Origin of the sequence: Acinetobacter sp. GG2, from assembly GCF_000292385.1 — a bacterium.
Classification (GTDB): Bacteria; Pseudomonadota; Gammaproteobacteria; order Pseudomonadales; family Moraxellaceae; genus Acinetobacter; species Acinetobacter seifertii.
The window spans coordinates 103,714-126,425 of sequence record NZ_ALOW01000028.1 but is presented as its reverse complement, the minus strand read 5'-3'; the positions used below and the strand labels follow the sequence as shown (position 1 = coordinate 126,425).

21 protein-coding genes are annotated in these 22,712 nt (G+C 38.2%); 12 read left to right on the top strand and 9 right to left on the bottom strand.

What is annotated here, in order from left to right:
* Positions 1–959: GNAT family N-acetyltransferase (locus tag B554_RS0106040; protein ID WP_019457341.1), on the top strand; the 959-nt coding region annotated here is incomplete at its 5' end.
* Positions 960–1,191: 232 nt separating this feature from the next.
* On the opposite strand, the gene B554_RS0106035 is transcribed toward B554_RS0106040, so the two are convergent.
* From B554_RS0106035 to B554_RS19100, 3 genes are read right to left on the bottom strand one after another with little or no spacing between them, the layout of a single operon-like run.
* On the bottom strand, positions 1,192–2,001 hold the full coding sequence (locus B554_RS0106035; protein ID WP_019457340.1) for a PhzF family phenazine biosynthesis protein: 810 nt from the start codon (positions 1,999–2,001) through the stop codon (positions 1,192–1,194).
* 46 nt (positions 2,002–2,047) lie between these two features.
* Positions 2,048–2,464 carry a MerR family transcriptional regulator gene (locus tag B554_RS0106030; protein WP_019457339.1) on the bottom strand — a complete coding sequence of 139 codons (417 nt, stop codon included), beginning with the start codon at positions 2,462–2,464 and terminating at the stop codon, positions 2,048–2,050.
* A gap of 21 nt (positions 2,465–2,485) precedes the next feature.
* The gene (locus B554_RS19100) at positions 2,486–3,004 is read right to left on the bottom strand and encodes an SRPBCC domain-containing protein (protein ID WP_019457338.1); all 519 of its coding nucleotides are present in this window, start codon (positions 3,002–3,004) and stop codon (positions 2,486–2,488) included.
* A 392-nt stretch (positions 3,005–3,396) separates the two neighbouring features.
* On the opposite strand from B554_RS19100, the gene B554_RS0106020 reads away from it, so the two are divergent.
* Both B554_RS0106020 and B554_RS0106015 read left to right on the top strand, forming a co-directional pair.
* On the top strand, positions 3,397–4,137 hold the full coding sequence (locus B554_RS0106020; protein ID WP_079393611.1) for a hypothetical protein: 741 nt from the start codon (positions 3,397–3,399) through the stop codon (positions 4,135–4,137).
* An 89-nt stretch (positions 4,138–4,226) separates the two neighbouring features.
* A complete protein-coding gene (locus B554_RS0106015; protein ID WP_019457336.1) occupies positions 4,227–4,652 on the top strand; it encodes a hypothetical protein in 426 nt (141 codons plus the stop codon).
* A gap of 118 nt (positions 4,653–4,770) precedes the next feature.
* On the opposite strand, the gene B554_RS0106010 is transcribed toward B554_RS0106015, so the two are convergent.
* Positions 4,771–5,037, bottom strand: a complete 267-nt coding sequence (locus B554_RS0106010; RefSeq protein ID WP_025465111.1) for a hypothetical protein — start codon at positions 5,035–5,037, stop codon at positions 4,771–4,773.
* Positions 5,038–5,725: 688 nt separating this feature from the next.
* On the opposite strand from B554_RS0106010, the gene B554_RS0106005 reads away from it, so the two are divergent.
* Positions 5,726–6,298 (top strand): TetR/AcrR family transcriptional regulator, encoded by a 573-nt coding sequence (locus B554_RS0106005; RefSeq protein WP_025465110.1) that lies wholly within the window; start codon positions 5,726–5,728, stop codon positions 6,296–6,298.
* A gap of 144 nt (positions 6,299–6,442) precedes the next feature.
* Here the strand turns inward: B554_RS0106005 and B554_RS0106000 are convergent, their stop codons facing one another.
* Positions 6,443–7,045, bottom strand: a complete 603-nt coding sequence (locus B554_RS0106000; protein ID WP_019457334.1) for a TetR/AcrR family transcriptional regulator — start codon at positions 7,043–7,045, stop codon at positions 6,443–6,445.
* A 111-nt stretch (positions 7,046–7,156) separates the two neighbouring features.
* Here B554_RS0106000 and B554_RS0105995 point away from each other — a divergent pair, with 111 nt between their 5' ends.
* The 4 genes from B554_RS0105995 (at position 7,157) to B554_RS0105980 (ending at position 11,552) form a co-directional block, all read left to right on the top strand.
* Entirely contained in the window at positions 7,157–8,254 is a 1,098-nt protein-coding gene (locus tag B554_RS0105995; protein ID WP_019457333.1) for an alkene reductase, read from the top strand.
* Positions 8,255–8,282: 28 nt separating this feature from the next.
* Positions 8,283–9,332: an alpha/beta fold hydrolase gene (locus B554_RS0105990; protein WP_019457332.1), complete on the top strand. Its 1,050-nt coding sequence runs from the start codon at positions 8,283–8,285 to the stop codon at positions 9,330–9,332.
* Positions 9,333–9,403: 71 nt separating this feature from the next.
* Positions 9,404–10,453, top strand: coding sequence for an alpha/beta fold hydrolase (locus tag B554_RS0105985; protein ID WP_019457331.1), 1,050 nt, complete (start codon positions 9,404–9,406; stop codon positions 10,451–10,453).
* Positions 10,454–10,544: 91 nt separating this feature from the next.
* Complete coding sequence (locus B554_RS0105980; protein WP_019457330.1) at positions 10,545–11,552, top strand: alpha/beta fold hydrolase; 1,008 nt, start codon at positions 10,545–10,547, stop codon at positions 11,550–11,552.
* Positions 11,553–11,606: 54 nt separating this feature from the next.
* Here B554_RS0105980 and B554_RS0105975 read toward each other — a convergent pair whose 3' ends face one another.
* Positions 11,607–12,224 carry a TetR/AcrR family transcriptional regulator gene (locus B554_RS0105975; protein ID WP_019457329.1) on the bottom strand — a complete coding sequence of 206 codons (618 nt, stop codon included), beginning with the start codon at positions 12,222–12,224 and terminating at the stop codon, positions 11,607–11,609.
* Positions 12,225–12,302: 78 nt separating this feature from the next.
* Between B554_RS0105975 and adeD the strand changes: the two genes are divergently transcribed.
* Complete coding sequence (gene adeD / locus B554_RS0105970; RefSeq protein ID WP_019457328.1) at positions 12,303–13,427, top strand: multidrug efflux RND transporter periplasmic adaptor subunit AdeD; 1,125 nt, start codon at positions 12,303–12,305, stop codon at positions 13,425–13,427.
* A gap of 9 nt (positions 13,428–13,436) precedes the next feature.
* The gene (gene adeE / locus B554_RS0105965; RefSeq protein WP_019457327.1) at positions 13,437–16,550 is read left to right on the top strand and encodes a multidrug efflux RND transporter permease subunit AdeE; all 3,114 of its coding nucleotides are present in this window, start codon (positions 13,437–13,439) and stop codon (positions 16,548–16,550) included.
* A 76-nt stretch (positions 16,551–16,626) separates the two neighbouring features.
* Here adeE and B554_RS0105960 read toward each other — a convergent pair whose 3' ends face one another.
* On the bottom strand, positions 16,627–17,232 hold the full coding sequence (locus B554_RS0105960; protein ID WP_019457326.1) for a nitroreductase family protein: 606 nt from the start codon (positions 17,230–17,232) through the stop codon (positions 16,627–16,629).
* 37 nt (positions 17,233–17,269) lie between these two features.
* Positions 17,270–18,052, bottom strand: a complete 783-nt coding sequence (locus B554_RS0105955; protein WP_019457325.1) for an SDR family NAD(P)-dependent oxidoreductase — start codon at positions 18,050–18,052, stop codon at positions 17,270–17,272.
* Between the two features lie 122 nt (positions 18,053–18,174).
* Here B554_RS0105955 and B554_RS0105950 point away from each other — a divergent pair, with 122 nt between their 5' ends.
* The gene (locus B554_RS0105950) at positions 18,175–18,741 is read left to right on the top strand and encodes a TetR/AcrR family transcriptional regulator (RefSeq protein ID WP_019457324.1); all 567 of its coding nucleotides are present in this window, start codon (positions 18,175–18,177) and stop codon (positions 18,739–18,741) included.
* Positions 18,742–18,754: 13 nt separating this feature from the next.
* On the opposite strand, the gene B554_RS0105945 is transcribed toward B554_RS0105950, so the two are convergent.
* Positions 18,755–19,894, bottom strand: a complete 1,140-nt coding sequence (locus B554_RS0105945) for a glycerate kinase (protein ID WP_029767610.1) — start codon at positions 19,892–19,894, stop codon at positions 18,755–18,757.
* Positions 19,895–20,288: 394 nt separating this feature from the next.
* Between B554_RS0105945 and B554_RS0105940 the strand changes: the two genes are divergently transcribed.
* Positions 20,289–22,697: an FdhF/YdeP family oxidoreductase gene (locus B554_RS0105940; protein WP_019457323.1), complete on the top strand. Its 2,409-nt coding sequence runs from the start codon at positions 20,289–20,291 to the stop codon at positions 22,695–22,697.
* Positions 22,698–22,712: the final 15 nt, after the last annotated feature.

Here is a 22,712-nt window from a genome sequence, read left to right as displayed (position 1 = left end):
CTATATTTGGAGATGTTCGTATGATCGATAGTAAATTAATTGAGGAAATTCGTAGATCTTCACGAACTATGGTTCGGGAACTTGGATTTATGAAGGCTACTCTTGCTGCTACAGACTATTCACCTTCCGCAGTTCATACATTGTTAGAGATTGAAAATTATGGCGCTATAACTGCTATCCAGTTAGCACAAATCTTAGGTTTAGAAAAATCCAGCGTAAGTCGTATGCTAGGTAAACTAATTGAAGCGGATAAAATTAAAGAAGTACAAGCAATAAATGATGGAAGATCTAAATCGCTTCAACTCACTGACAAAGGACGCAATACGGTTAAAAAAATAAATGAATATGGTCAAATGAGGGTAATTCAGGCTATAGAAAATTTAAAACTAACTCAACAGAAACAAATTGCTCAGGGTCTTACATCTTACGCAGAAGCTTTAGTTGCTTGCAGATCTCATCCAATTGTTGAGGTAAATAAAAAAATTGAAATAGTTTCTGGATACCGTACTGGAATGATTGGTCGTATCACCGAAATGCATGGAACCTATTATGCAAAAAACTATGGATTTGGACATTTTTTTGAAGCTAAAGTTGCATCTGGGCTTGCTGAGTTTTCGGAACGACTACTTGATCAAAATAATAACATTTGGCTTGCTATACATAATGATCAGATTATTGGATCTGTAGCTATAGATGGTCAAGATTTAGGAAATAATGAAGCTCATTTACGTTGGTTTATTCTTGAGAATGGATATCAAGGTAGTGGTATTGGAAAAAGATTATTAGCAGAAGCTATAGGTTTTTGCGATCAGAAAGGATTCTCTGCTGTGCAATTATGGACATTTAGCGGTCTTGATGCAGCTCGTAAACTTTATGAGTCGTTTGGATTTAAACTGACGAAAGAATGGGAAGGAAACCAATGGGGGAAAACCATGCTTGAGCAGCAATTTACCAGATAGATTCTTTTTAAGACCGTATTGTAAAAATCGGGCAAGTGAATATTGGTCATGAAAGGCAGAAATATTCCGACTAAATCTGCTTGGATTGGTTTACCAGCTGTGCCTTGGGTCTATAAATAATTAAGTGTTGAATTGAAAAAAGCCGCTGTAGAACAGGGGCTTTTTTACAACTAAGTCATGGTTAATTCTAAATAATTTCAATATCAGATTATTTGTTGATACTTTAGTTATTTTATAGAAAAAGTTTAGCTTCCATATATAAGCGGCATTGTCCTGAAATCTCGATTCTATTATTTTCGAGCATTCTACAGTGCAATATTCCTCCACGCTTCGATGCCTGATAAGCAATAATATCGTTCTTATTAATTCCATCTTTCCATAATGGAACAAGTGATGTATGTAAGGAGCCTGTCACGGGATCTTCATCAATTCCCATTGATGGTGTGAAATAGCGGGAGATAATATCGATGTTTTTATATTCAGGATGTAATAAATCATTCTTTGCGGTAATTGCAACTCGTCTTCCACCAAGCTGTTTGATTTTTTCAAAATCGGGCTGTTCTTGTAAAATAGCCTCTGCTGATCCATAAACAACAATGTAGGCTTGAGGATTGATATAAACCTCCTCAACTTTATACTGCAATGCTTCCTTCAATTCTTGTGGAATATTATGAATTTTTTCAGGAATCTGGACAGGAAAATTCATTGTAATAAAGCCATTTTCTTGCTTCTGAATATAAAATTCACCCATTTGTTTGACTTGAAATGTAATAGATTTAATTTGAGGGTTTTCTTGAAAAATTATAAAACTAGTTGCCAAAGTTCCATATCCACAAAATTGAACTTCTTTTACTGGTGAAAACCATCTAATTTCGTAGACTTGCTCATCAATTTTACGAGCAAAACTTGTTTCGGATAAATTATTCTCAATGGCAATATTTTGCATTATTTCTACATCTAACCATTGTTTAGTAATTATGACTGCAGCTGGGTTTCCTGAAAATAACTGATTAGTAAAAGCATCTACCTGATACATTTTCATTATAATTTCCTATTCATTGTATTCTGAGAAATCAGTATTTCTATATTTAATTTTTTGAAAGCTTGTACAAGGTTTCAATCATATCTTGAATTTTGTCCTGATTTTTGACAAAAGAATTATCTTTAATATATTTTTTTACCTCTTGAAGAGTATCTTTTCCATATTCAAACAACTTAATTTGCTGACTAATCAACTCTATTTTTTTATCAATCAAATGATTGGAGATAATATTGCACTCTTCAGAAGGAGGTTTTGTTCCAAGTTCAATGAGTTGTTTGATCTCTTCTAGAGTAAATCCAATATTTTTCAAACATATAATTAATTTAATTTTCTGTTCATGTATTTCTTGATAGCTTCTATAGCCATTTGTTAATCGTTCGGGAACTAATACTCCACATTTTTCATAAAAACGTAAAGTATCTAATGATAGTCCATATTTTTTTGAAATTTGACTAATATTCACTCAGTGGTCCTTACTTTTTAACTAGGATATTTTACAGGTATTATTATTTAAGTTCTGACTTTCAATATGTTTTTTGAAGGATCTATTCATTTTATCAAAATTTAACTTTGTAGGTTGAATAACAAAGTAATTTAAAATAGGTACAAGTAGCCCATTAAAATCTTCTGCTTGAACTAATTGAGTTGTATTGGCATCAATTTCAGTGAAAATAAATTGATGTCGACCATTAAATAATCCATTTATATAGAGTTTTCCTTCCCACTTTAAGTGATATTTCTCAAGTTTTTTTATTACTGGTCGCATTGTAAATTGCACATTTCTATTTTCGTTGTATAAATCTACAGTGATTTGTTGACCTACATGCGTCGGAAATCTATCAATACCAAATAACGTATTCCATTTTGGATACGATGATGTGCATATGAACGTTTGCCAAACATGATCTATTGGCTGATTTATAAAAATCTTTGTCTCAATTCTTTTATGACGAAATAAAAAAATGAACACAGAAAATACAACGATAGTAAAAATTAATTTCATCAAATAGTACCTTTGTTACTAAATACCATGACGATTCTAAGATTGGAGCTTACTCTAAGCTCAAGTAAAATTTTTACCTGCATGTTAAATTGGGTTGTATCTAATAAGAATTTCATTTGTGAAGGCTAAAAGAGGAGAGAACACTTTTTAATTTCTTATATTCATATAATGTCGATCATTTTAAATTTAGGAAAAGCTGTATCTTTTAAAGAACATAAGTAAAAATAGAAGAAATTATTCCTATTTTTAATATAGGCACTAAATAGTAATATCTATTTTCTAAATATACGTATATACAATTTTCTTGGCGACCCACCTTTGAAAAAAATGAAGTTAAAGATTTAATAATTATGATACCTGTACAGACATTCTCGGTTTTTGCAATTTTTCTGTTGTTTATTGCGCCATTGATTGGTGTTGTACTAACACTCGGTTTATTGGTGAAAGCACTATTCTTTTGGCGAAAGAAGGCTCAAAAGCCTGTGAGTTTTTTTTCTAAAAAGACATTGTTCATTATGCTACTGGCGTTGATATGTGACCTGTGGGCAGGTTATTTATTTTATATGAGTGCATCGGTAGAGTATGAGATAGCACTTAAGCAGCATTACAAGGAAAGTCGCAGCCATTTCGTTTTATCTCAAGATGCACAATATGGCGAACTGTTGATTCCTAAAGGGAGTTTAATTAGTCGTTATGATGCTTTTGACAACGGTGAGCCACAAGTACCCTTTAGCTTACGTGGATTACAGGCTGTACGTTTCCCTCATCCTGTACAAGTCGCAGGAATGTGGGTCACTGCGATGGAGCCTCCTCGAATGGAATTGGCGTGGGATCAGCAAATAGGTCCAGTTATGCGCTTCGATCCTAAGGAAGAAAATGGCTATGGTAAATGGGTTTATGATACGAAACGTCCTACCATCGCTTGTTCTCGTGGAGATATCGTACTACTTGAAATTCCACTCATTGATTATGATATTGCAAAAGAATTTGGTAAACCTGAGCCTGATGGAGCTAATGCACGTTTTCGCCCGAGTGAGTGGGGTGTTCAAGAATGTGAAAAAGGTCAGGGGCCAATTAAAGTTAGTCCAGCATATACTGGGACTGCACCAAAGAAACCTTGGTTTCAACCATAATGGCTATCTCTATTATATTAAATAAATATGTTCTACGATGAAAAGCTCTTAATGTATCCTTATAAAATTCTAATAATTTGAGTAAATTTATGTGGAACACGGTAATTTCTATTTCTATTTTTGATCATTGGCTTTCAGAAGTTGAATCTGATCAATCAAATATTATTTGCTATGATACTTCTTTGAAAAATAATAGTTTAGATGAGTATTTAAATGGGGAAGAAAAATTCTTAAAATTTTATTCTCAACTTTTTGATGAGTATTCTTTTAAAGATAATAAAAAAATAGATTTTGATGAATTTAAAACCACCGTTATACAAAGCCTAAGAGAGCATCGATTGATGGATCTGTATGTTCAAAATGGAAAAATAAGGCTACAAGGTGGATTTGATAGGACTGATCAGCTTTTTTTAGCTGATGCATCTTTGATTCCGGATATTATGAAAAAAATAGAAATCAGTAAATTACACATTTTAGAGATAATGAGTTATGAAGATTATTTAAAGTTAGCATAATACAACTTTTCTCATATGCCTTTTTTTCTAGCTTAAAGCAGCATATCACTAATAGAATTTTTTATTTATATCTCTTTTTCTTAGCTCGGTTTGGATAAACTATTTAAAATATAAATATTTATAAATTCCAATAAATATTAAACATTTCTTTAACACCATTTTCATCCTCCAGATATTCATTTGGAGATATTTTTAATCCAATACCACTTAAGTATATTACTGCTTTCCAAAGAAGTTCTTCTTCAATTGGAGGGTCAAAAAACAAATCTTGGTTATCCAGTGCATTCATTCTTTTCCTTGCCCATTCTTCAGCATCATCTCGGCTAATTTTATGGTTTAACAGATCATTGAATACTTGTTGTACATCCAATAAAGATATTTTCATTTCATCATTTACCATTTTTATATTCTATTCTTACCTACTTAAACTAATTTATCTATATAAATTTCATTGCCTTTATAAACCCCCATTTAACAATAACTCACGCATTATTTATCCTTACTTTTTAATGATCTAAATTAAAACAAATGTCATTTTGTGTGCTTGACTGCAAAAGGGTTGGGCACTATTCTTTGCCTGCTGGCCACATTGCCAGTCGGTTTTAGCAGACCGCATAATAACTCCCGCATCAGAGCCATTCCTTCTGAGGAATACTCATATGTGGTAGCCACTCGTTCCTTTCCCGTAGCGGTAGGACGGGAAAGGGACACCTACGGGTGTGCTAGTTTGAGTTATTACTAGTCTGCTAACCCTTTCTCGTTCTGCCACCATAATTTTATAAATGTCTGGCAGAACTCCCAATAAAAAGGAGTTGGCTTTGCACATTCTTAATTTCTTGGCAGCCTTTGCCAAAAGCTATAACAACACAACTTAGTTATTTATGAGTCTGATCGCCATGCGGCAAATCCGGCTTTAAATCGTCACGACTAAAAACTTGCAGCAACAATAAAACTTGAGATGTGCCAAGCACAGTCTTTATGGCTTTGCTATGCCTTTTTTTCAGCTTTTAAAAAGCAAAGGCTTTTATATCTCATTTATATACAAAAACAATTTATTTTATAACGGTAAAACTATGCCAAATTTAATTCTCTCAACACGCGCTTTAAAAGCTGTAGAAAATGGAATTGATTTGTTTCATCACAATGGTTTTCACACAGTCGGTGTCGACAAAATCGTGAGTGAAACAGAAATAACAAAAATGACGTTCTATAGTTATTTTCACTCTAAACAACGCTTCGTTGATATCTGTCTCATTGTGCAAAAAGAACGACTGCAAGACCAAGTGATGGCTATGATGGAATATGATTTGGAAACAACTGTATTGGATAAAATTAAGAAACTCTATTGGTTACATGCCGATATAGAAGGGCCATATTACTTATTATTTAAGGCCATTTTCGAAACTAAAAATAGCTATCCAAATGCTTATCAAACTGCGGTGAGATACAGAAAATGGCTCATCAATGAACTTTATAGCCAGCTCAGATTACTAAAAATAGAGGCATCATTTAACGATGCCAAAATACTGCTATATATGATTGAAGGGACAATTATTCAGCTTTTAAGCGCACATCAAACCGAGGAAAAGGAGAGCTTACTGAACTATTTTCTAAATAGTTTAACCAAGATGAAAATGTTGAGATGAGTGATTAGAAAACAATACAAACCTTCAAGGCGAGTGATTATTGTCACTGGCCTATAAATTTATTTGGCAGTTTTAAAGCACTATCATTTTAATGAAAGAAGTTGAAACCAAACCAAATGACTTCAACTCTAAAATCATTAAAAATTAGTTTTTTAGAGCTTTTAAAGCTACTTCTACACTTTCGTATAGGTTTTGAACGGGCACGTTATCTTTTGCTTGAATCGTAATGCCAAACAGTATCATGCCAAAGTAATCTGCTAATACATCCAAGTTTAAGCTTTCAGCTACATCACCATCTTTTTGACCTTGCTCAAGTCTCGCTTTGATGAGAGCAACAGTCTTTCTACGCTCATTACTTAAGATCTCTTGCACATTTTTACTTTCAGATGAACCTGATAATGCTGCGGATACGACTAAACAACCGGTTTTATCTGGCTTGCTATAAAATTGGTCAATTGTTCTGATTAACAAATTTTTAATGCCTTCTTGAGCTGTTAAAGACTCTTGAAGTGCCTCAATTCGATAATTACCAAAGCTTTTTACATAATAATCAACAGCTTCAATAAACAACTTTTCTTTATTTCCAAAAGAAGCGTAGAGACTTGGCGGATTGATTTCCATCGCTTTTGTCAGGTCATTAATCGATGTTGCTTCATACCCATTTCGCCAAAATAGATTCATTGCTTTGTCTAATGCAGCATCTCGATCGAAATTACGAGGACGGCCACGACCTGCGGTTTTGTTCATTTTGTTCTCCATTTTTGTATCAATCACTACAAAAATCGTTGACTGTATTTTAGCATGATTATATAGTGATCACTACATAAATAATCTTATGCATATTTTAAGGGCTAAAAAATGAATCACAAATTATTTAATCCAGTGACTGTGGGCGATGTTGAACTCAATAATCGTATTGTTATGGCACCAATGACCAGATCAAGAGCAGCACAGCCTAACGATGTGCCGACCGAACTCAATGCACTTTATTATGGTCAACGTGCAAGTGCAGGTTTAATCATTACTGAAGGCACACAAGTTTCTGACGTAGGTAAAGGCTATTCTTTTACACCTGGTATTTATTCAGAAGAACAAATCAAAGGTTGGGCTTTAGCGACTCAAGCTGTACATGAAAAAGGCGGAAAAATTGCTGCTCAGTTATGGCATGTAGGGCGTATGTCGCACTCTTCATTGCATATTAATCACGAGCAACCGATTGCACCATCTGCAATTCAGGCCAAAGCATCTGTATTTATTGCTAATGAAAAAGGTGAAGGGGCAATGGTGCCTGCCGAAATGCCAAGAGCAATGGATTTAGATGATATTCAAAACGTTAAACAGGAATTTATTCAAGCTGCTCAAAATGCCGTGAAAGCTGGCTTTGACCTAGTTGAAGTTCATGCTGCAAATGGTTATTTGTTTGATCAGTTCTTATCTACAGATGCGAACCAGCGTACTGATAACTATGGTGGTTCTGTCGAAAATCGTGCACGTTTCTTATTAGAAACAGTCGATGCATTGATTGAGGCGATTGGTGCTGGCCGAGTAGGGGTGCGTTTATCACCTTGGGGAACCATTAATGGCATGACAGACCAACAACCCGAAGAAATTACGCTTTATTTAGCTGAACAATTACAAAAAAGAAATATCGCTTATATTCATTTGGCTGAGTGGGACATGCTTCCACATGGTGATACTTATCCAGTGGGTTTCAGAGAAAAACTCCGTTCACTGTTCACAAATACATTAATTGTTTGTGGAAATTACTCACTCGAAAGAGCCGAAACTATTCTTGATAAAGGATTAGTAGATGCGGTGGCATTTGGTCGTCCTTTCATTTCCAACCCAGATTTAGTAGAGCGTTTACAGTCAGGTCATTCTTTAGCACCAGCAAAATCTGAATATTTCTATGGTGGCGATGCAACGGGTTATACCGACTATCCGACTGCTGAATAAGCTCACTCTATAAATCAAGGCTAAGAAAATGAATAAATTTTTTAAAGTAATGACTCTGTCTGCAGCAATTGGTGTATTGGGATTAAGTCAAGCAAATGCAGAATATGACCCAAACTTAAAGTCGATAGATACGCCACCAGCCGTTTCACAGCAAATGTTTAATAAAGTGAAATCTGAGGGGTTAGGCCAGTATGCTTATGCAAAAGGTTTATCTAGTAAGTTTATCGAGTCTGAAGGTGTAAAACTTCATTATGTTGAAGGCGGATCTAAAGGCACACCGATTGTATTTATTCATGGTTTTGGTTCGACATGGAAAATGTGGGAACCAGTCATGCTTTCTTATATGAAAGACCATAAAGTGATTGCAATTGATTTACCGGGTTTGGGTCAGTCATCTCCCATACTTAACGATGATTATTCGGCAGAAAATACCTCAAAAATCTTGATTGGTGCGATTAAAAAAATTGCTGGTAAAGGGCCAATCTATTATGTCAGTCACGATTTAGGTAATTCGGCTTCTTATCCACTGGTTGCCAATAATCAGGGCTATATCAAAAAAGTAGTATTTATGGACTCGCCAATTCCTGACCGTGCTATGTTCGAATATCCGGGGTATACCCCAGATGGCCCAGGTTTAGGCTGGCACTTTGGTTATTTCAGCTTTGGTGATATTGCTGAAAAGCAAATTGCGAATGACCCAAATTTATTTTTCTCGTACTTTATTAAAACCTATGCAGGTAAAAAAGACATTTTTACGCCTGAACTCCTTGCTGAGTTGATTGAGCCATATTCAACTCGAGATAAATTAAAAGCAGCTTTTGGTTATTACCATTCTCATGCTGATTCAGTTCGTCAAAATGAAGCATTACTTGCTAGTGGCAAAAAGTTAACCATACCTTCTATGGCGCTTACCGGCCAGAAAGGGGTAAATGATGTTTTGGTTAAAGAGATGCGAGCACGATTTGTAGCTGATCCAGCCCAATACTCAGCCATTATTTTGCCAGATACAGGACACTGGATGGTGGAAGAAAACCCTGAAGGTGTCGAGAAAAGTTTATCGAACTTTTTATTTAAATAAATATGAAATTCATCGCACTCAGGCTTAAGGCTTGGGTGCAATGAATTATTTATTTTAAATGAGTCATTAATATGAATAGATATTTTAAAAATATATCCATTTCTACAGCTTTTATTTTGGTTGGTTCTTCATATGCAAATGCAGAATATGACCCAAACTTAAAGTCGATAGATACACCGCCAGCCGTTTCACAGCAAATGTTTAATAAAGTGAAATCTAATGGGTTAGGTCAATATGCTTATGCAAAAGGTTTATCTAGTAAATTTATCGAGTCTGAAGGCGTAAAACTCCATTACGTTGAAGGCGGATCTAAAGGCACACCAATTATATTTATTCATGGTTTTGGTTCGACATGGAAAATGTGGGAACCAGTCATGCTTTCGTATATGAAAGATCATAAAGTGATTGCAATAGATTTACCGGGTTTGGGTCAATCATCTCCCATACTTAACGATGATTACTCCGCAGAGAATGTATCGAAAATTCTATTAAGTGCCATAAAACAAATTACCAAGAATGAGCCTATTTATTATGTGAGTCATGATATTGGAAATACGGCTTCTTATCCTCTAGTAGCAAACAATCAAGATTACGTTAAAAAAGTTGTCTTTATGGATTCTCCAATTCCAGATATGGAGACATTCAATCACCCAGGTTATTCACCAAAAGGGCCAGGTTTAGGCTGGCATTTTGGCTATTTTAGTTTTGGTGATATTGCCGAAAAGCAAATTGCAAATGACCCAAATTTATTTCTCTCGTACTTTATTAAAACTTATGCAGGTAAAAAAGACATTTTTACGCCTGAACTCCTTGCTGAGTTGATTGAGCCATATTCGACTCGAGATAAATTAAAAGCAGCCTTTGGCTATTACCGTTCAAAGAAAGACTCAGCCCTACAAAATGAAGCACTTTTAGCAAATAACAAAAAGTTACTTATTCCTGCAATGGCACTTAGTGGTGAAAAGGGAGTGAATGACGTATTGATTAAAGAAATGAGAGCGAAGTTTGTGGAAGATCCAGCTAAGTTAGAAGCGGTAATTTTACCTAACACAGGTCATTGGCTAATTGAAGAAAACCCTGAAGGCGTCGAGAAAAGTTTATCCAAATTTCTATTTAAATAATCCGTAAAACTTTTACATTCGAATCGATCTTGAACTCGGATGTAACTCAGCTAAAACATCCTTATTCCTATTTGTTCGAGAGAAATGAAAGATGAAAAATAAACTGCCATTCTTGTCTTTATTTTTTGCTTGTCTTACTGCAACAACAGTCAGTTCTGCAAATAATGTGTATGGAGAGCATTTAGAAGGATTTAAATATCCTTATCCGCTCCAATATTTTAACTTCTCATCCCAACAGCAAAATTTAAAAATGGGATATATGGATGTTCAACCCAAAAAACCTAATGGACAAACAGTGGTGGTTTTGCATGGCAAAAACTTTTGTGGTGCAACTTGGGAAGAAACCATTAGTTTTCTAACGCAAAATGGCTATCGGGTGATTGCTCCCGATCAAATCGGTTTTTGTACTTCTAGCAAACCAGATCATTATCAATATAGTTTCCAACAGCTTGCAGAGAACACACATGCTTTACTCGATAAATTAGGGGTTAAACAACCTATTTTATTGGCGCATTCAACAGGTGGTATGTTGGCAACCCGCTATGCTTTGATGTATCCACAAGAAACAAAATTATTAGGAATGGTCAATCCAATTGGTTTAGAGGACTGGAAAGCAAAAGGAGTTCCATATCGCAGTATTGATCAATGGTATCAGCGTGAACTGAAAGTGAGTGCTGAGTCTATTAAAGCTTATGAATTAAAAACTTATTATCAGGGGCAATGGAAGCCTGAATATGATAAATGGGTAGATATGTTAGCTGGATTAAATGCAGGGAAGGGACATGAAAAAGTCGCTTGGAACTCAGCACTTATTTACGACATGATTTTTACTCAACCTGTCTATTATGAATTCTCTCATCTTAAAGTGCCTACCGTGCTGTATATCGGTACAGGTGACACAACTGCAATTGGTAGTGATATAGCTCCACCTGAAGTTAAGGAAAAAATTGGTCAATACAGTGTTCTAGGTAAAGAGGCTGCAAAATTAATTCCAAACGCTGAATTAATTGAATTTTCAGGTATGGGACATTCACCACAAATGCAAGACCCGAAACTATTTCATGAGGCTTTGATCAAAACTTTAAAGAAATACGATTAATGATTTGAGGCAATAAAAGCCCCTCTAAATACGGAGCTTTTATTGCTTAGACAATTATTCTTTATACTGCCATGCCTTTAAAAACATTGAACAAACTTCTTGATTGAGTTTTTTTAATTCCTGAGGAGTGGGTAGTGCACCACCTAACATTGTTGCAGGATAAGAATATCCCATCATAGCACCCAAAAAGGCTTTAGCAGCTTCATCAGGATGTTCAACTTGAATTAAGCCTGCATTGTGTGCAGTTTCAAGAATATGACTTAAAGACCTCTTAATATTGCCTTGAGTACGATTCTGGATTTTAGGAAGAATCTCTTTCATTTCAACTAAAGCAATAATCATTAATCGTTGCAGACGAATCGCATCAACATTATAAAAATGAGTTTGCACAGCGTGCCCAATATCAAATAAACGTTGATCTAATCGTTTGTTGCTAGCATCGTGCTGCTCAATAAAAGGAGCTTCCATTTCTGCTTTTAAATGATCGAAGACTTCAATCAGCAGCGCTGTTTTGGTTGGAAAATGGTTATATAAAGTTTGTCGATTTGTACCAGCTTTAGTGGCAATAGCCTCTAAACGGACTTCTAAACCTTGTTCAAGAAAGAGTTCACGTGCTGCTGCTATAAGAGTTGGGCGGATTCGAGAGGGACGTCCTGGAGATTTTTTTAACATATGGTGTTTTCTTGCACATCTTATTTATTTACTTTACAGTAAAGTAAATAAATTGTCCATATTTCTCGGGTTCCCGATATGCCTGATATTCATTTTTTTAGTCGTAAAACCTTGTATTTATTGCCTCTGCTCTTGTTTCTAAGTGGATGTGATTCTGAAAAACCTATTGTTAAAAATAACCAAAAGGTTGGTGTTATCACTATAAAAAAAGAGACGATTGAATCTTCTTATCAGTTAGCTGGAAGAACAGTGGCTTCTGAAATTTCACAAGTGCGTCCACAAGTAAACGGAGTAGTTGTTGAGCAGTTGTTTAAAGAAGGCTCTCAGGTGAATAAAGGACAACCGCTTTATAAAATTGATTCGTCACTCTATCGCGATAGTGTTGATGAGGCTGCAGGTAATCTTTCTCTTGCTAAAGCAACAGTGAACTCAACTCGTCTGCAAGCGGAGCGCTATAAGGAGCTCATTAAGGTAAATGGAGTGAGTCAGCAAGAACTTGATAATGCATTAAGTGCTTATGAACAGGCAAAAGCTACCGTTGCGGTAAATGAAGCTGTATTAAAAACAGCACGAACAAATTTACGTTATACACAAGTTACTGCGCCTATTTCAGGTCGAATAGGACGCTCTTCAATTACACGCGGTGCTTTAGTCACTTCGGCTCAAACAGACCCTTTAGCAACCATTCAAAAACTTGACCCGATGTATATCGATTTAACCCAGTCGAGTGATGAATATATGGCGCTGCGTAAACAGCTTACTGAAAATGGAATAAAACCAACTCAACTTTCAGTCCGTTTACAGCTTGAAAATGGTACTACTTATTCGCAGCAAGGTACCTTTAAATTCAGTGATATTGCAGTGGATGAAGCGACAGGAAGTATCACGTTGCGTGCAGCATTTTCAAATCCAAATCATGGTTTATTGCCGGGAATGTATGTGCGCGCAGAACTTGGAACGGGTACGCGGCCTAACAGCATCTTGATCCCCCAAGGTGCTCTTTTCAGAGATGCTGATGGAAACGCGCTTGTATGGGTGGTCGGAAAAGATAATAAAGCTGAACAAAGAAAAATTAAGCTAGGAAATGCAATGGATAACCGTTGGTTAGTGATATCTGGCTTGAACGAAGGAGATCAAGTCATTGTTGATGGCTTGCAAGGTTTAAGTGCCGGTATGGCGATTGAACCCACACCAATGAGCTGAGGATACGCTATGTTGTCGAGTTTTTTTATTGCACGGCCTATTTTTGCTTGGGTTCTTTCTATTTGTATTATGGCCTTGGGTACCATTTCTATTTTGACCTTGCCCATTGAACAATATCCAGATATTGCACCACCGGGTGTAAACGTCACTGCAAATTATCCCGGAGCATCTGCCAAAACTGTTGAAGATAGTGTGACCCAGATTTTGGAACAGCAAATTAAGGGCATTGATGGTTTACTTTATTTTTCATCGAGTAGTAGTTCGGCTGGTCAGGCACGTATAAGCTTAAGTTTTAATCAAAAAACAAACCCTGACACAGCGCAGGTTCAGGTACAAAACGCCGTCAATCAGGCGCTTAGCCGACTTCCTCAAGAGGTTCAGCAACAAGGCATTACCGTAACAAAGTCACAGGGTGACAGTTTATTGGTCTTTGCACTTTACGATGAAAGTAACACAAGAACTTCTGTCGATATATCCGACTACATGGTGAGCACACTTCAAGACCCATTAAGTCGCGTTGATGGTGTAGGTGAAATCACAGTATTTGGTGCTCAATATGCAATGCGCATATGGCTCGATCCGCATAAACTAAATAGCTATGGCCTTATGCCTTCCGATGTCAGAACTGCAATTGAAGCTCAAAATGCACAAATTACAGCAGGTGAGTTAGGTGCATTACCGACTCGTGACGGACAGGCTTTAAATGCAACAGTAACCGCATTATCCCGTCTACAGACTGTCAACCAATTTGAAAATATTATTTTACGGACTCAAACAAGCGGTGCTGTTGTTTTACTTAAAGATGTGGCTCGTGTAGAGCGCGGTGCAGAAAGCTATCAAACCTCTACACGTTTGAATGGAAAGCCAGCTTCAGGTATGTCTATTCAACTTGCTTCGGGCGCCAATGCTTTAGAAACCGCTGAAAGGGTGAAAGCTGAGGTCACGCGTTTAACCGGCTCTATGCCATCGGGGTTAAAAGTTGCATACCCTCGTGACAGTACGCCATTTGTCGAAGCATCTGTAAAAGGGGTGATTAAAACTTTAGCTGAGGCAATTGTTCTCGTCATTATTGTTATGTTCTTATTTTTGCAGAGCTGGCGTGCGACTTTAATTCCAGCTATTGCGGTTCCTGTCGTATTGTTAGGAACATTTGGCGTACTCAGTATATTGGGCTATAGCATTAATACGCTGACTTTATTTGCGATGGTTTTGGCAATTGGTTTGCTTGTAGATGACGCAATTGTCGTTGTAGAAAATGTCGAGCGGGTTATGCATGAGCAAAATCTTGATGCTCGGCAAGCCACCCTAATTTCGATGAAAGAAATATCGGGTGCGTTGGTCGGTATTGCGATGGTCCTTGCTGCGGTATTTTTACCGATGGCTTTTTTTGGTGGTTCTGTCGGCATTATCTATCGCCAATTTTCGGTAACACTCGTATCGGCTATGGTGCTTTCAGCCATTGTTGCTTTAACTCTTTCACCTGCGTTGTGTGCAACCTTACTCAAACCTGCAAATGAAAAACATAAGCAGAGAAAATTCTTTACTTGGTTCAATCGTAAAGTCGAACAAGGGCAATCGGGCTACCGTACCAAGTTGCTTGCGGTTTTAGGTAAACCCAAAATATTCATGATCATATTCTTAGGCATTACAGCTTTGTTAGGCTGGCAATATACGCGTATGAATACTGGGTTTTTACCACAAGAAGACCAAGGCTCGGTTATGGTCCAGTTTAGTACACCTGTAGGCACGACACTCGCTGAAACAGAACGGGTGGGTAATCAGATAGCAGATTATTTCCTGACGAAAGAAAAGGATAATCTCAATGTGATTTTCATGGTGATGGGTAGAAATAACGCAGGCAGTGGGCAAAATGTGGGAATGGCATTTGCTGGACTCAAACATTGGGATGACCGAGAAGGGAGTCAAAACACAGCAGAAGCAGTGATTGCTCGGGCAAACTCATATTTCAAGTCACTGCGTAACGCACGTGTTCAGGTACTTTCACCAGCCGCGGTGAGGGGGCTTGGACAATCAAGTGGTTTTGAACTTTGGTTACAAGATGCTGAAAATAAAGGACGTGATGCTTTACTGGCGGCACAAAACACTGTGTTAAAAGCAGCAAGTGCTGATTCTGGCTTAGCAGCAGTCCGTCTAAATAGTTTAGAAGATAAAGCTCAGTTACAAGTCGACATCGATCAAAGAAAAGCCAGTGCACTTGGTTTGGCTCAAGCCGATATCAGTAATACGCTGTCGTCGGCATGGGGTGGATCTTATATTAATGATTTCATCGATCAGGGACGTGTTAAGCGAGTTTATATGCAAGGAGACGCGATTTATCGTTCCTTACCTCAAGATATTGGGCAATGGTATGTTCGCGGTGCGACAGGTCAGATGACGCCATTTTCTAGTTTCTCTTCTGTAAAATGGCAAATGGGACCCCAAATGCTGCAACGCTTTAATGGTCTTTCAGCTGTACAAATACAAGGTTCTGCGGCAACTGGTGAAAGTTCTGGTGGAGCTATGGATAAGATGCAGCAGTTAGTTGATCAGCAACAAGGCTTTAACCTTCAGTGGAGCGGGTTGTCTTATCAAGAGAAGTTAGCTGGTGGTCAAACCATTTGGTTATATTTAGCCTCAATTATCTTTATCTTTTTATGTTTGGCAGCACTTTATGAAAGTTGGTCTATTCCTGTTTCTGTCATGCTAGTGATTCCTTTAGGCCTGATTGGAGCTGTAGTGGCTGCAAGTCTAGCTGGTTTTGTGAATGATATTTACTTTCAGGTGGCTATGCTTACTACCATTGGACTTTCTGCCAAAAATGCTATTTTGATTGTTGAATTCGCGGCAGCTAAGTTAGAGGCAGGACAAGCATTGATGGAAGCGATTATTGAAGGTGCAGGTCAGCGATTACGCCCCATTATTATGACATCTCTGGCATTTGTGGCTGGTGTTCTTCCATTGGCTGTATCTACAGGTGCAGGGGCTGTAAGCCGTAAAGAAATTGGTATAGCCGTAACGGGCGGTATGATTTCTGGTACCTTACTTTCTATTTTCTTTGTGCCTTTATTTTTTCTGTTAGTTCGTCGTTTAACCAATAAATTAAACGCAAAAAAGGCAAAATAATGTTGCAAAAATAACATTTCAGCTAAAAGTTAGCCCCTCATGCTATTTATAGTATGAGGGGCCAAAATTTTAGTACTTAGAATGTATTTTGAATAATCACATCGTCGTAAGGAAGTTTACCCACACGTGGGTAAGGTTCAGAAGCCGACTTACCAACGGCAATCATTAAACACACCACATGGTCTTCAGGCAAGTTAACAAGCTTCGCCATTGCGTCAAAGTCAAAACCGTCCATAGGGCAGCTATCTAAACCATGTTCTTGAGCAAGTAACATGAGGGTTTGAGCAAAAATGCCCGCACTACGCATCACTTCGTCACGTTGAGTTTGTGGGCGGTCACGGTAATACTGGTCAATCGCACCTACCATAATATTTTGCACTTCTGGAGTCGCACCATCCCATACACGTTTAGCATCGGCTTCCCATGTATTTACTTTTGCACATAACACAATCAGTAAAGATGCTTCTGTAACTTGTGGTTGGTCCCAAGCAATGGCACGAATTTTTTGTCTTAACTCAGTGTCTTCAATAATCACTGGACGCCAATGTTGCAAGTTAAAAGCACTTGGTGCATTTGCTAAAACTTCTTGTAATAACTCTTTCTTGTTATCTTCAGATAACTGAAAAGAAGGGTCGAAGCGTTTAATCGCACGGCGCTTACGGAGAGCATCAATAACATTCATAAGTTTTTCCTACTTAAGAGTTGGGTAGCGGTACTTGTTAGTTTTTATAACGTTGAGCTACTTCAGCCGAAGAAAAGTTTGGTAGTAAAGTGATACGTGATTTTTCAAAATTATTCCATTGATTTTCGTCTTTCAGCACAGGAATTGTAATTGTTTCTTTGCGATCAAAACCGATAAGAGCAGCATCTACCAAATCATTGACATCCATTAATGGTGGTACTTGGCTTAAATCCATACCTGAACGTTCCCAAATTTCAGTTTTAGTTGCCGAAGGTAATACTGCTTGTACATATACGCCATGATCTTTTAACTCTAAATGTAAACCTTGGCTAAAAAATTGGATGAAGGATTTACTTGCACCATAAATGGTAGAACCAAATTCAGGCGCTAAGCCAAGCACAGAGCCTAAATTAATAATGGCACCTTTACCTTTATTTACGAGTTTTTGAGAAATTGCATGAGATAACCGCACCACCGCACTCATATTTAAAGTCAGAAGTTTTTCAATCTCATTACGATCTTGAGTTAAAAAGTTTCCGTTTAGTGCAATGCCAGCGTTATTTACCAAAATTTCAATATCAGCATCGTTTTTGAGTACATCTTCAATTTTACTGATGTCCTGATCTTTTGATAAATCGGCTTGAATGAACTCGACCTGTACACCGTATTTTTCTTGAAGGTCCTTCGAGATTTTATCTAAGCGGTTGGTGTCTCGTGCCACCAGAATTAAGTTATGGCCACGTTGAGCAAATCGGTCTGCATAGACAGAACCAATCCCTGACGAAGCTCCTGTAATAAGTACTTTTGATTGAGCTGACATGTGATGTCTCCACGCTTTAATTTTTAGATGATAATCATAATCTAAAATAACTAATTTTTGATGTCAATCATAATCAATGTATAATTATGATCAGTAGGGTGAATAAAAGTGGGTGCGTCAACATGAAAGTCAGTAAAACTCAGGTAAAGGAAAACCGAGAAAAAATTGTTGAAAAGGCGACTCAACTGTTTCGTAGCAAAGGCTACGATGGGGTCGGCATTGCCGAGTTGATGTCTAGCGCAGGTTTTACCCACGGCGGCTTTTATAAACATTTCACTTCGAAAACAGACCTTGTCTCAATTACTGTTAAACATGGGCTTGAGCAGGTTTTAAAAAGAATAGAAGGTTTAAACTTAACTCAATTTATTCAGCTTTATGTGTCTCGTACTCATCGAGATAATCGAGATTTGGGCTGTACCTTAACAGCGCTATCTTGTGATGCCGCAAGACAGCCCGACGAAGTAAAAGTCGAATTTGAAGAGGGCATTGAGCAACTTATTCAGTTCATTATGAATGAACGCGCCAAACAAGTTTCTTTGGAAACGCCAGAGTTGAGAAAGCAAGCCATTAATATTCTTGCCCAGTCTGTAGGGGCAATTGCCTTGTCTCGCGCATGCCCAGACCAATCAAACCTTAGCGATGAAATATTGGAAAGCTGTAAAGAGAACCTTTTAAAATTAGCCGACTAAGCTTTTTTATCTTTCAAGCTGGTTTGCTAAACTGAATTAATCTCGAAATATCGACTGTTCGTTCATAAATGAGTTCCGCCGCATGTTCACAGGCCTGTTCTAATGTAATGGGGCCATTGGCTAGCGAAAAAGCAGCCGTAACCCCATGTTCATAAAGTGCTTGGTAGCCTTCGCCTAATGTCCCAGCAATCACAATCACAGGTACATTGTGCGCCTTTGCTATTTGGCTCACCCCAAAAACTGTTTTACCACTTAAAGTTTGCTGGTCAAATTTACCTTCACCCGTAATCACCCAATCTGCATCAGCAATTTTACGTTCAAGTTCATTCAGTTCAGCCACGACTTTAACACCAGCTTTAAACGACGCATTTAAATAACTTTTGGCAGCAAACCCCAAACCACCCGCAGCACCTGAGCCTGCTTCATCTCGTTTGTCAAAACCTAAAAGCTCCGCTGACACATCGGCAAAATGTGCAAGTGCTGCATCAAGTAACTTTACTTGAGTCGGAGAAGCACCTTTTTGTGGACCAAAAATATGAGATGCGCCATTTGGGCCGCAAAGTGGATTGGTCACATCGGCAGCCAGTAAAAACCGTGTGTGCTGAATGCGAGAATCGAAATGTGTTAAATCAATTTTGGATAGATTGCTTAGAGCGAGGCCACCTGCAGGTAAAACGTTTTGATTGGTATCGAGCAAAACTGCGCCCAAAGCACTGAGTAAACCTGTGCCGCCATCATTAGTGGCACTACCGCCCACAGTTAAAATTATGTCTTTTGCACCTGAGTCTAAAGCATCCAAAATGAGTTGGCCTGTTCCAAACGTTGTGCTGTGGCAAGCATCACGCTCTGACGGTGGGACTAACTGTATGCCGCTCGCTTGAGCCATTTCAATGATGGCGATTTTTTGTTTTTCTAACCATCCCCATTTGGCTTGAACAGGCTGACCTAAGGGGCCAACCACAGTTTTTTCACGCCATTCACCTTTGCAGACTTCTAACACTGCTTCAATGGTTCCTTCGCCTCCATCTGCCATTGGGCAAATCAAAGTTTCTGCATGACGAAAAACTGCTTGCCATCCTTTGGCAATGGCCTGAGCTACCTTTAAAGCAGATAAGCTGTCTTTAAATGAGTCAGGGGCAATCACAACCTTCATAAATGCTCTAATAAGAATAGATTTATCATTGTTTTATACTGCTTAATGCCAAAAAACCATAGTTAAACACATGTAAGTGTCAATTTAAAAACACTTTCACTCTGTTAAGTGTGAAGGCTAATAATGTTTTGATCTGTAAAAACCACAGTTATTATTTTTTTAAATATTTGTTTTAATTAGTATTATTTAAATGGTGTACTTGGGGTGAATGATTGTAATTGTAAACAATATGGCACATATTATAAGAAGCCTTGAGCCAGCTTTTAAAATATGAGCAATAACATCAAAAGCAGACTCTACTCATCGGTAATTAGCGGGTAGCTTTGATCAAACCATAATTAAATTGTGATTTCATTGAGCCTGTTGAGTGTAAAAGAAATAAGAGGATGAAAAAGTGGATAATTCAGAAGAACAAAAGCACATACAGGAAAATAATAGTTTTGCGCGAATTGAGCCATATACTCATCCTGCTGGTGGGTGGGGCGCACTGCTCAGTGTTGCTCGAAACCTAAAGCGACAAGATATTTTAGGCAAAGGCTCAATTACCTTACTCAACATTAATCAGCCGACAGGTTTTGACTGTCCCGGCTGTGCATGGCCAGAAAAGAAAGACGCTCACGCATTTAACTTCTGTGAAAATGGTGCCAAAGCGGTTGCCTTTGAAGCAACCAGTAAAACCGTTACTCCTGAATATTTCGCAGGGCATACAGTCAGTTGGCTGTCAGAACAAAGTGACTTTTTCCTAGAAGACTTAGGCCGCTTAACCGACCCAGTTCGTTATGATGCTGCAACCGATAAATATGTGCCTATTTCGTGGGATGATGCATTTAAGCTTATTGCTCAACATTTACATGCGCTAGATAACCCAGACCAAGCGGCATTTTATACGTCGGGCCGTGCCAGTAACGAAGCAGCATTTTTATATCAATTGTTTGTAAGAAGTTTTGGAACAAATAACTTTCCAGACTGTTCGAACATGTGTCATGAAACCACAAGTGTCGGTTTACTTGACTCGATTGGTTTAGGAAAGGGCACAGTCACCCTAGATGACTTTGATATAGCTGATGCTATTTTTAGTTTTGGTCATAACCCCGGCACCAACCATCCGCGCATGTTAGGTACTTTGCGTGAAGTGTCTAAACGCGGCGGCAATATTATTGCGATTAACCCAATTAAAGAACGAGGCCTAGAGCGTTTCCAAGACCCACAAGCACCGCTTGAAATGATGACTAACGGCAGTACGCCAATTAGTCGTTATTATTTCCAGCCAAAAATTGGGGGTGACTATGCACTCATGTTAGGGATGTTAAAGCACTTAAATGAGTGGGATAAAAAGGCAATTGCCTCAGGTAAACCAAGCGTTTTTGACCGAAACTTTATTGCAGTCAATACCGTTGGTTTCGATGAAATGATTGCCGAGGTAGAAAGAACTGAGTGGGCAGATATTTATAAGCACTCAGGTCTGTCGCCTGAACATTTAGAAAAACTAGCTAAACTCTTTTTAGAGTCAGAGCGCTCCATTTTCTGTTGGGGTATGGGCATTACCCAGCACCGCCACGGAACCGCTAACGTACATATGCTGGCAAATTTATTGTTGGCGCGTGGTCAAATTGGCAGACCGGGTGCAGGACTTTGTCCGGTTCGTGGGCATAGTAATGTGCAAGGCGACCGCACGATGGGTATTAATGAGTTGCCTAGTCCTAAGCTGCTCGATAGCATTGACCATGTATTCGGTATTAAATCACCAAGAAAAAATGGGCATGGTGTAGTCGAAACCATTAAAGCTATGGCTGAAGGCGAGGTTAAAGTCTTTATTGGTTTAGGCGGAAACTTTGCAGTTGCAACTCCCGATACCCCATATACCCAAGAATCACTTAGAAAATGTGATTTAACCGTTCATGTCGCAACGAAATTAAATCGTAGTCATTTGGTATGTGGTAAAGATGCACTCATTTTGCCGTGTTTAGGCCGTACCGAAATTGATGAACAGCTTCACGGTCCACAAGCCATTTCGGTTGAAGACTCAATGAGTAATGTTCACTTGTCGGCAGGGCGCAACACGCCAATTTCTAAAAATATTTTGTCTGAACCGGATATTGTGGCAAGAATGGCTGAAGCGGTACTTCCAGACAGTCAGATTAAATGGAAATGGTATATCGAGAGCTATGACCGCATTCGTGACTCAATTGCCGATGTATTTGATGAATTCCATGACTTTAATTTACGTGTTTATAAACCGGGCGGTTTTCACTTAGAGCATCCTGCTAATCAACACATCTGGAATACAAAAAGTGGTAAAGCGCAGTTTATGATTACACCTCTGAGTGAGGTTTATGCCGATAAGGAAAATCAGTACGCTGCGGCATATACCGAAAGTAAAGTATATACCTTAATGACTACTCGTTCTCATGACCAATACAACACCACTTTATATGGGCTAGATGACCGTTACCGTGGGGTCTTTGGTCAGCGCCGCGTATTGTTTATGAACCAAGCCGATATTGATGAAGCAGGCTTTGAAGCAAACCAGTGGGTCGACATTGAAAGTGTTTTCTCGGATGGTGTGAAGCGTATTGTGCATAGTTTCCGTATTGTGCCGTATAACATTCCGCGTGGCAGCTTGGCCGCTTACTATCCGGAAACCAATCCTTTAGTGGCATTAAGCAGTCACGACAAGTATGCCAAGATTCCGGCTTCGAAAAGTGTTCCTGTGATTTTGCATCCCGGAAATGCACCTGAGCACTTTAACTTGGCAACAGCCGTTGACCCTGAAGATGCAGATAGAAAAGTCAGCAGCCTTTAAATCAAACACGACATT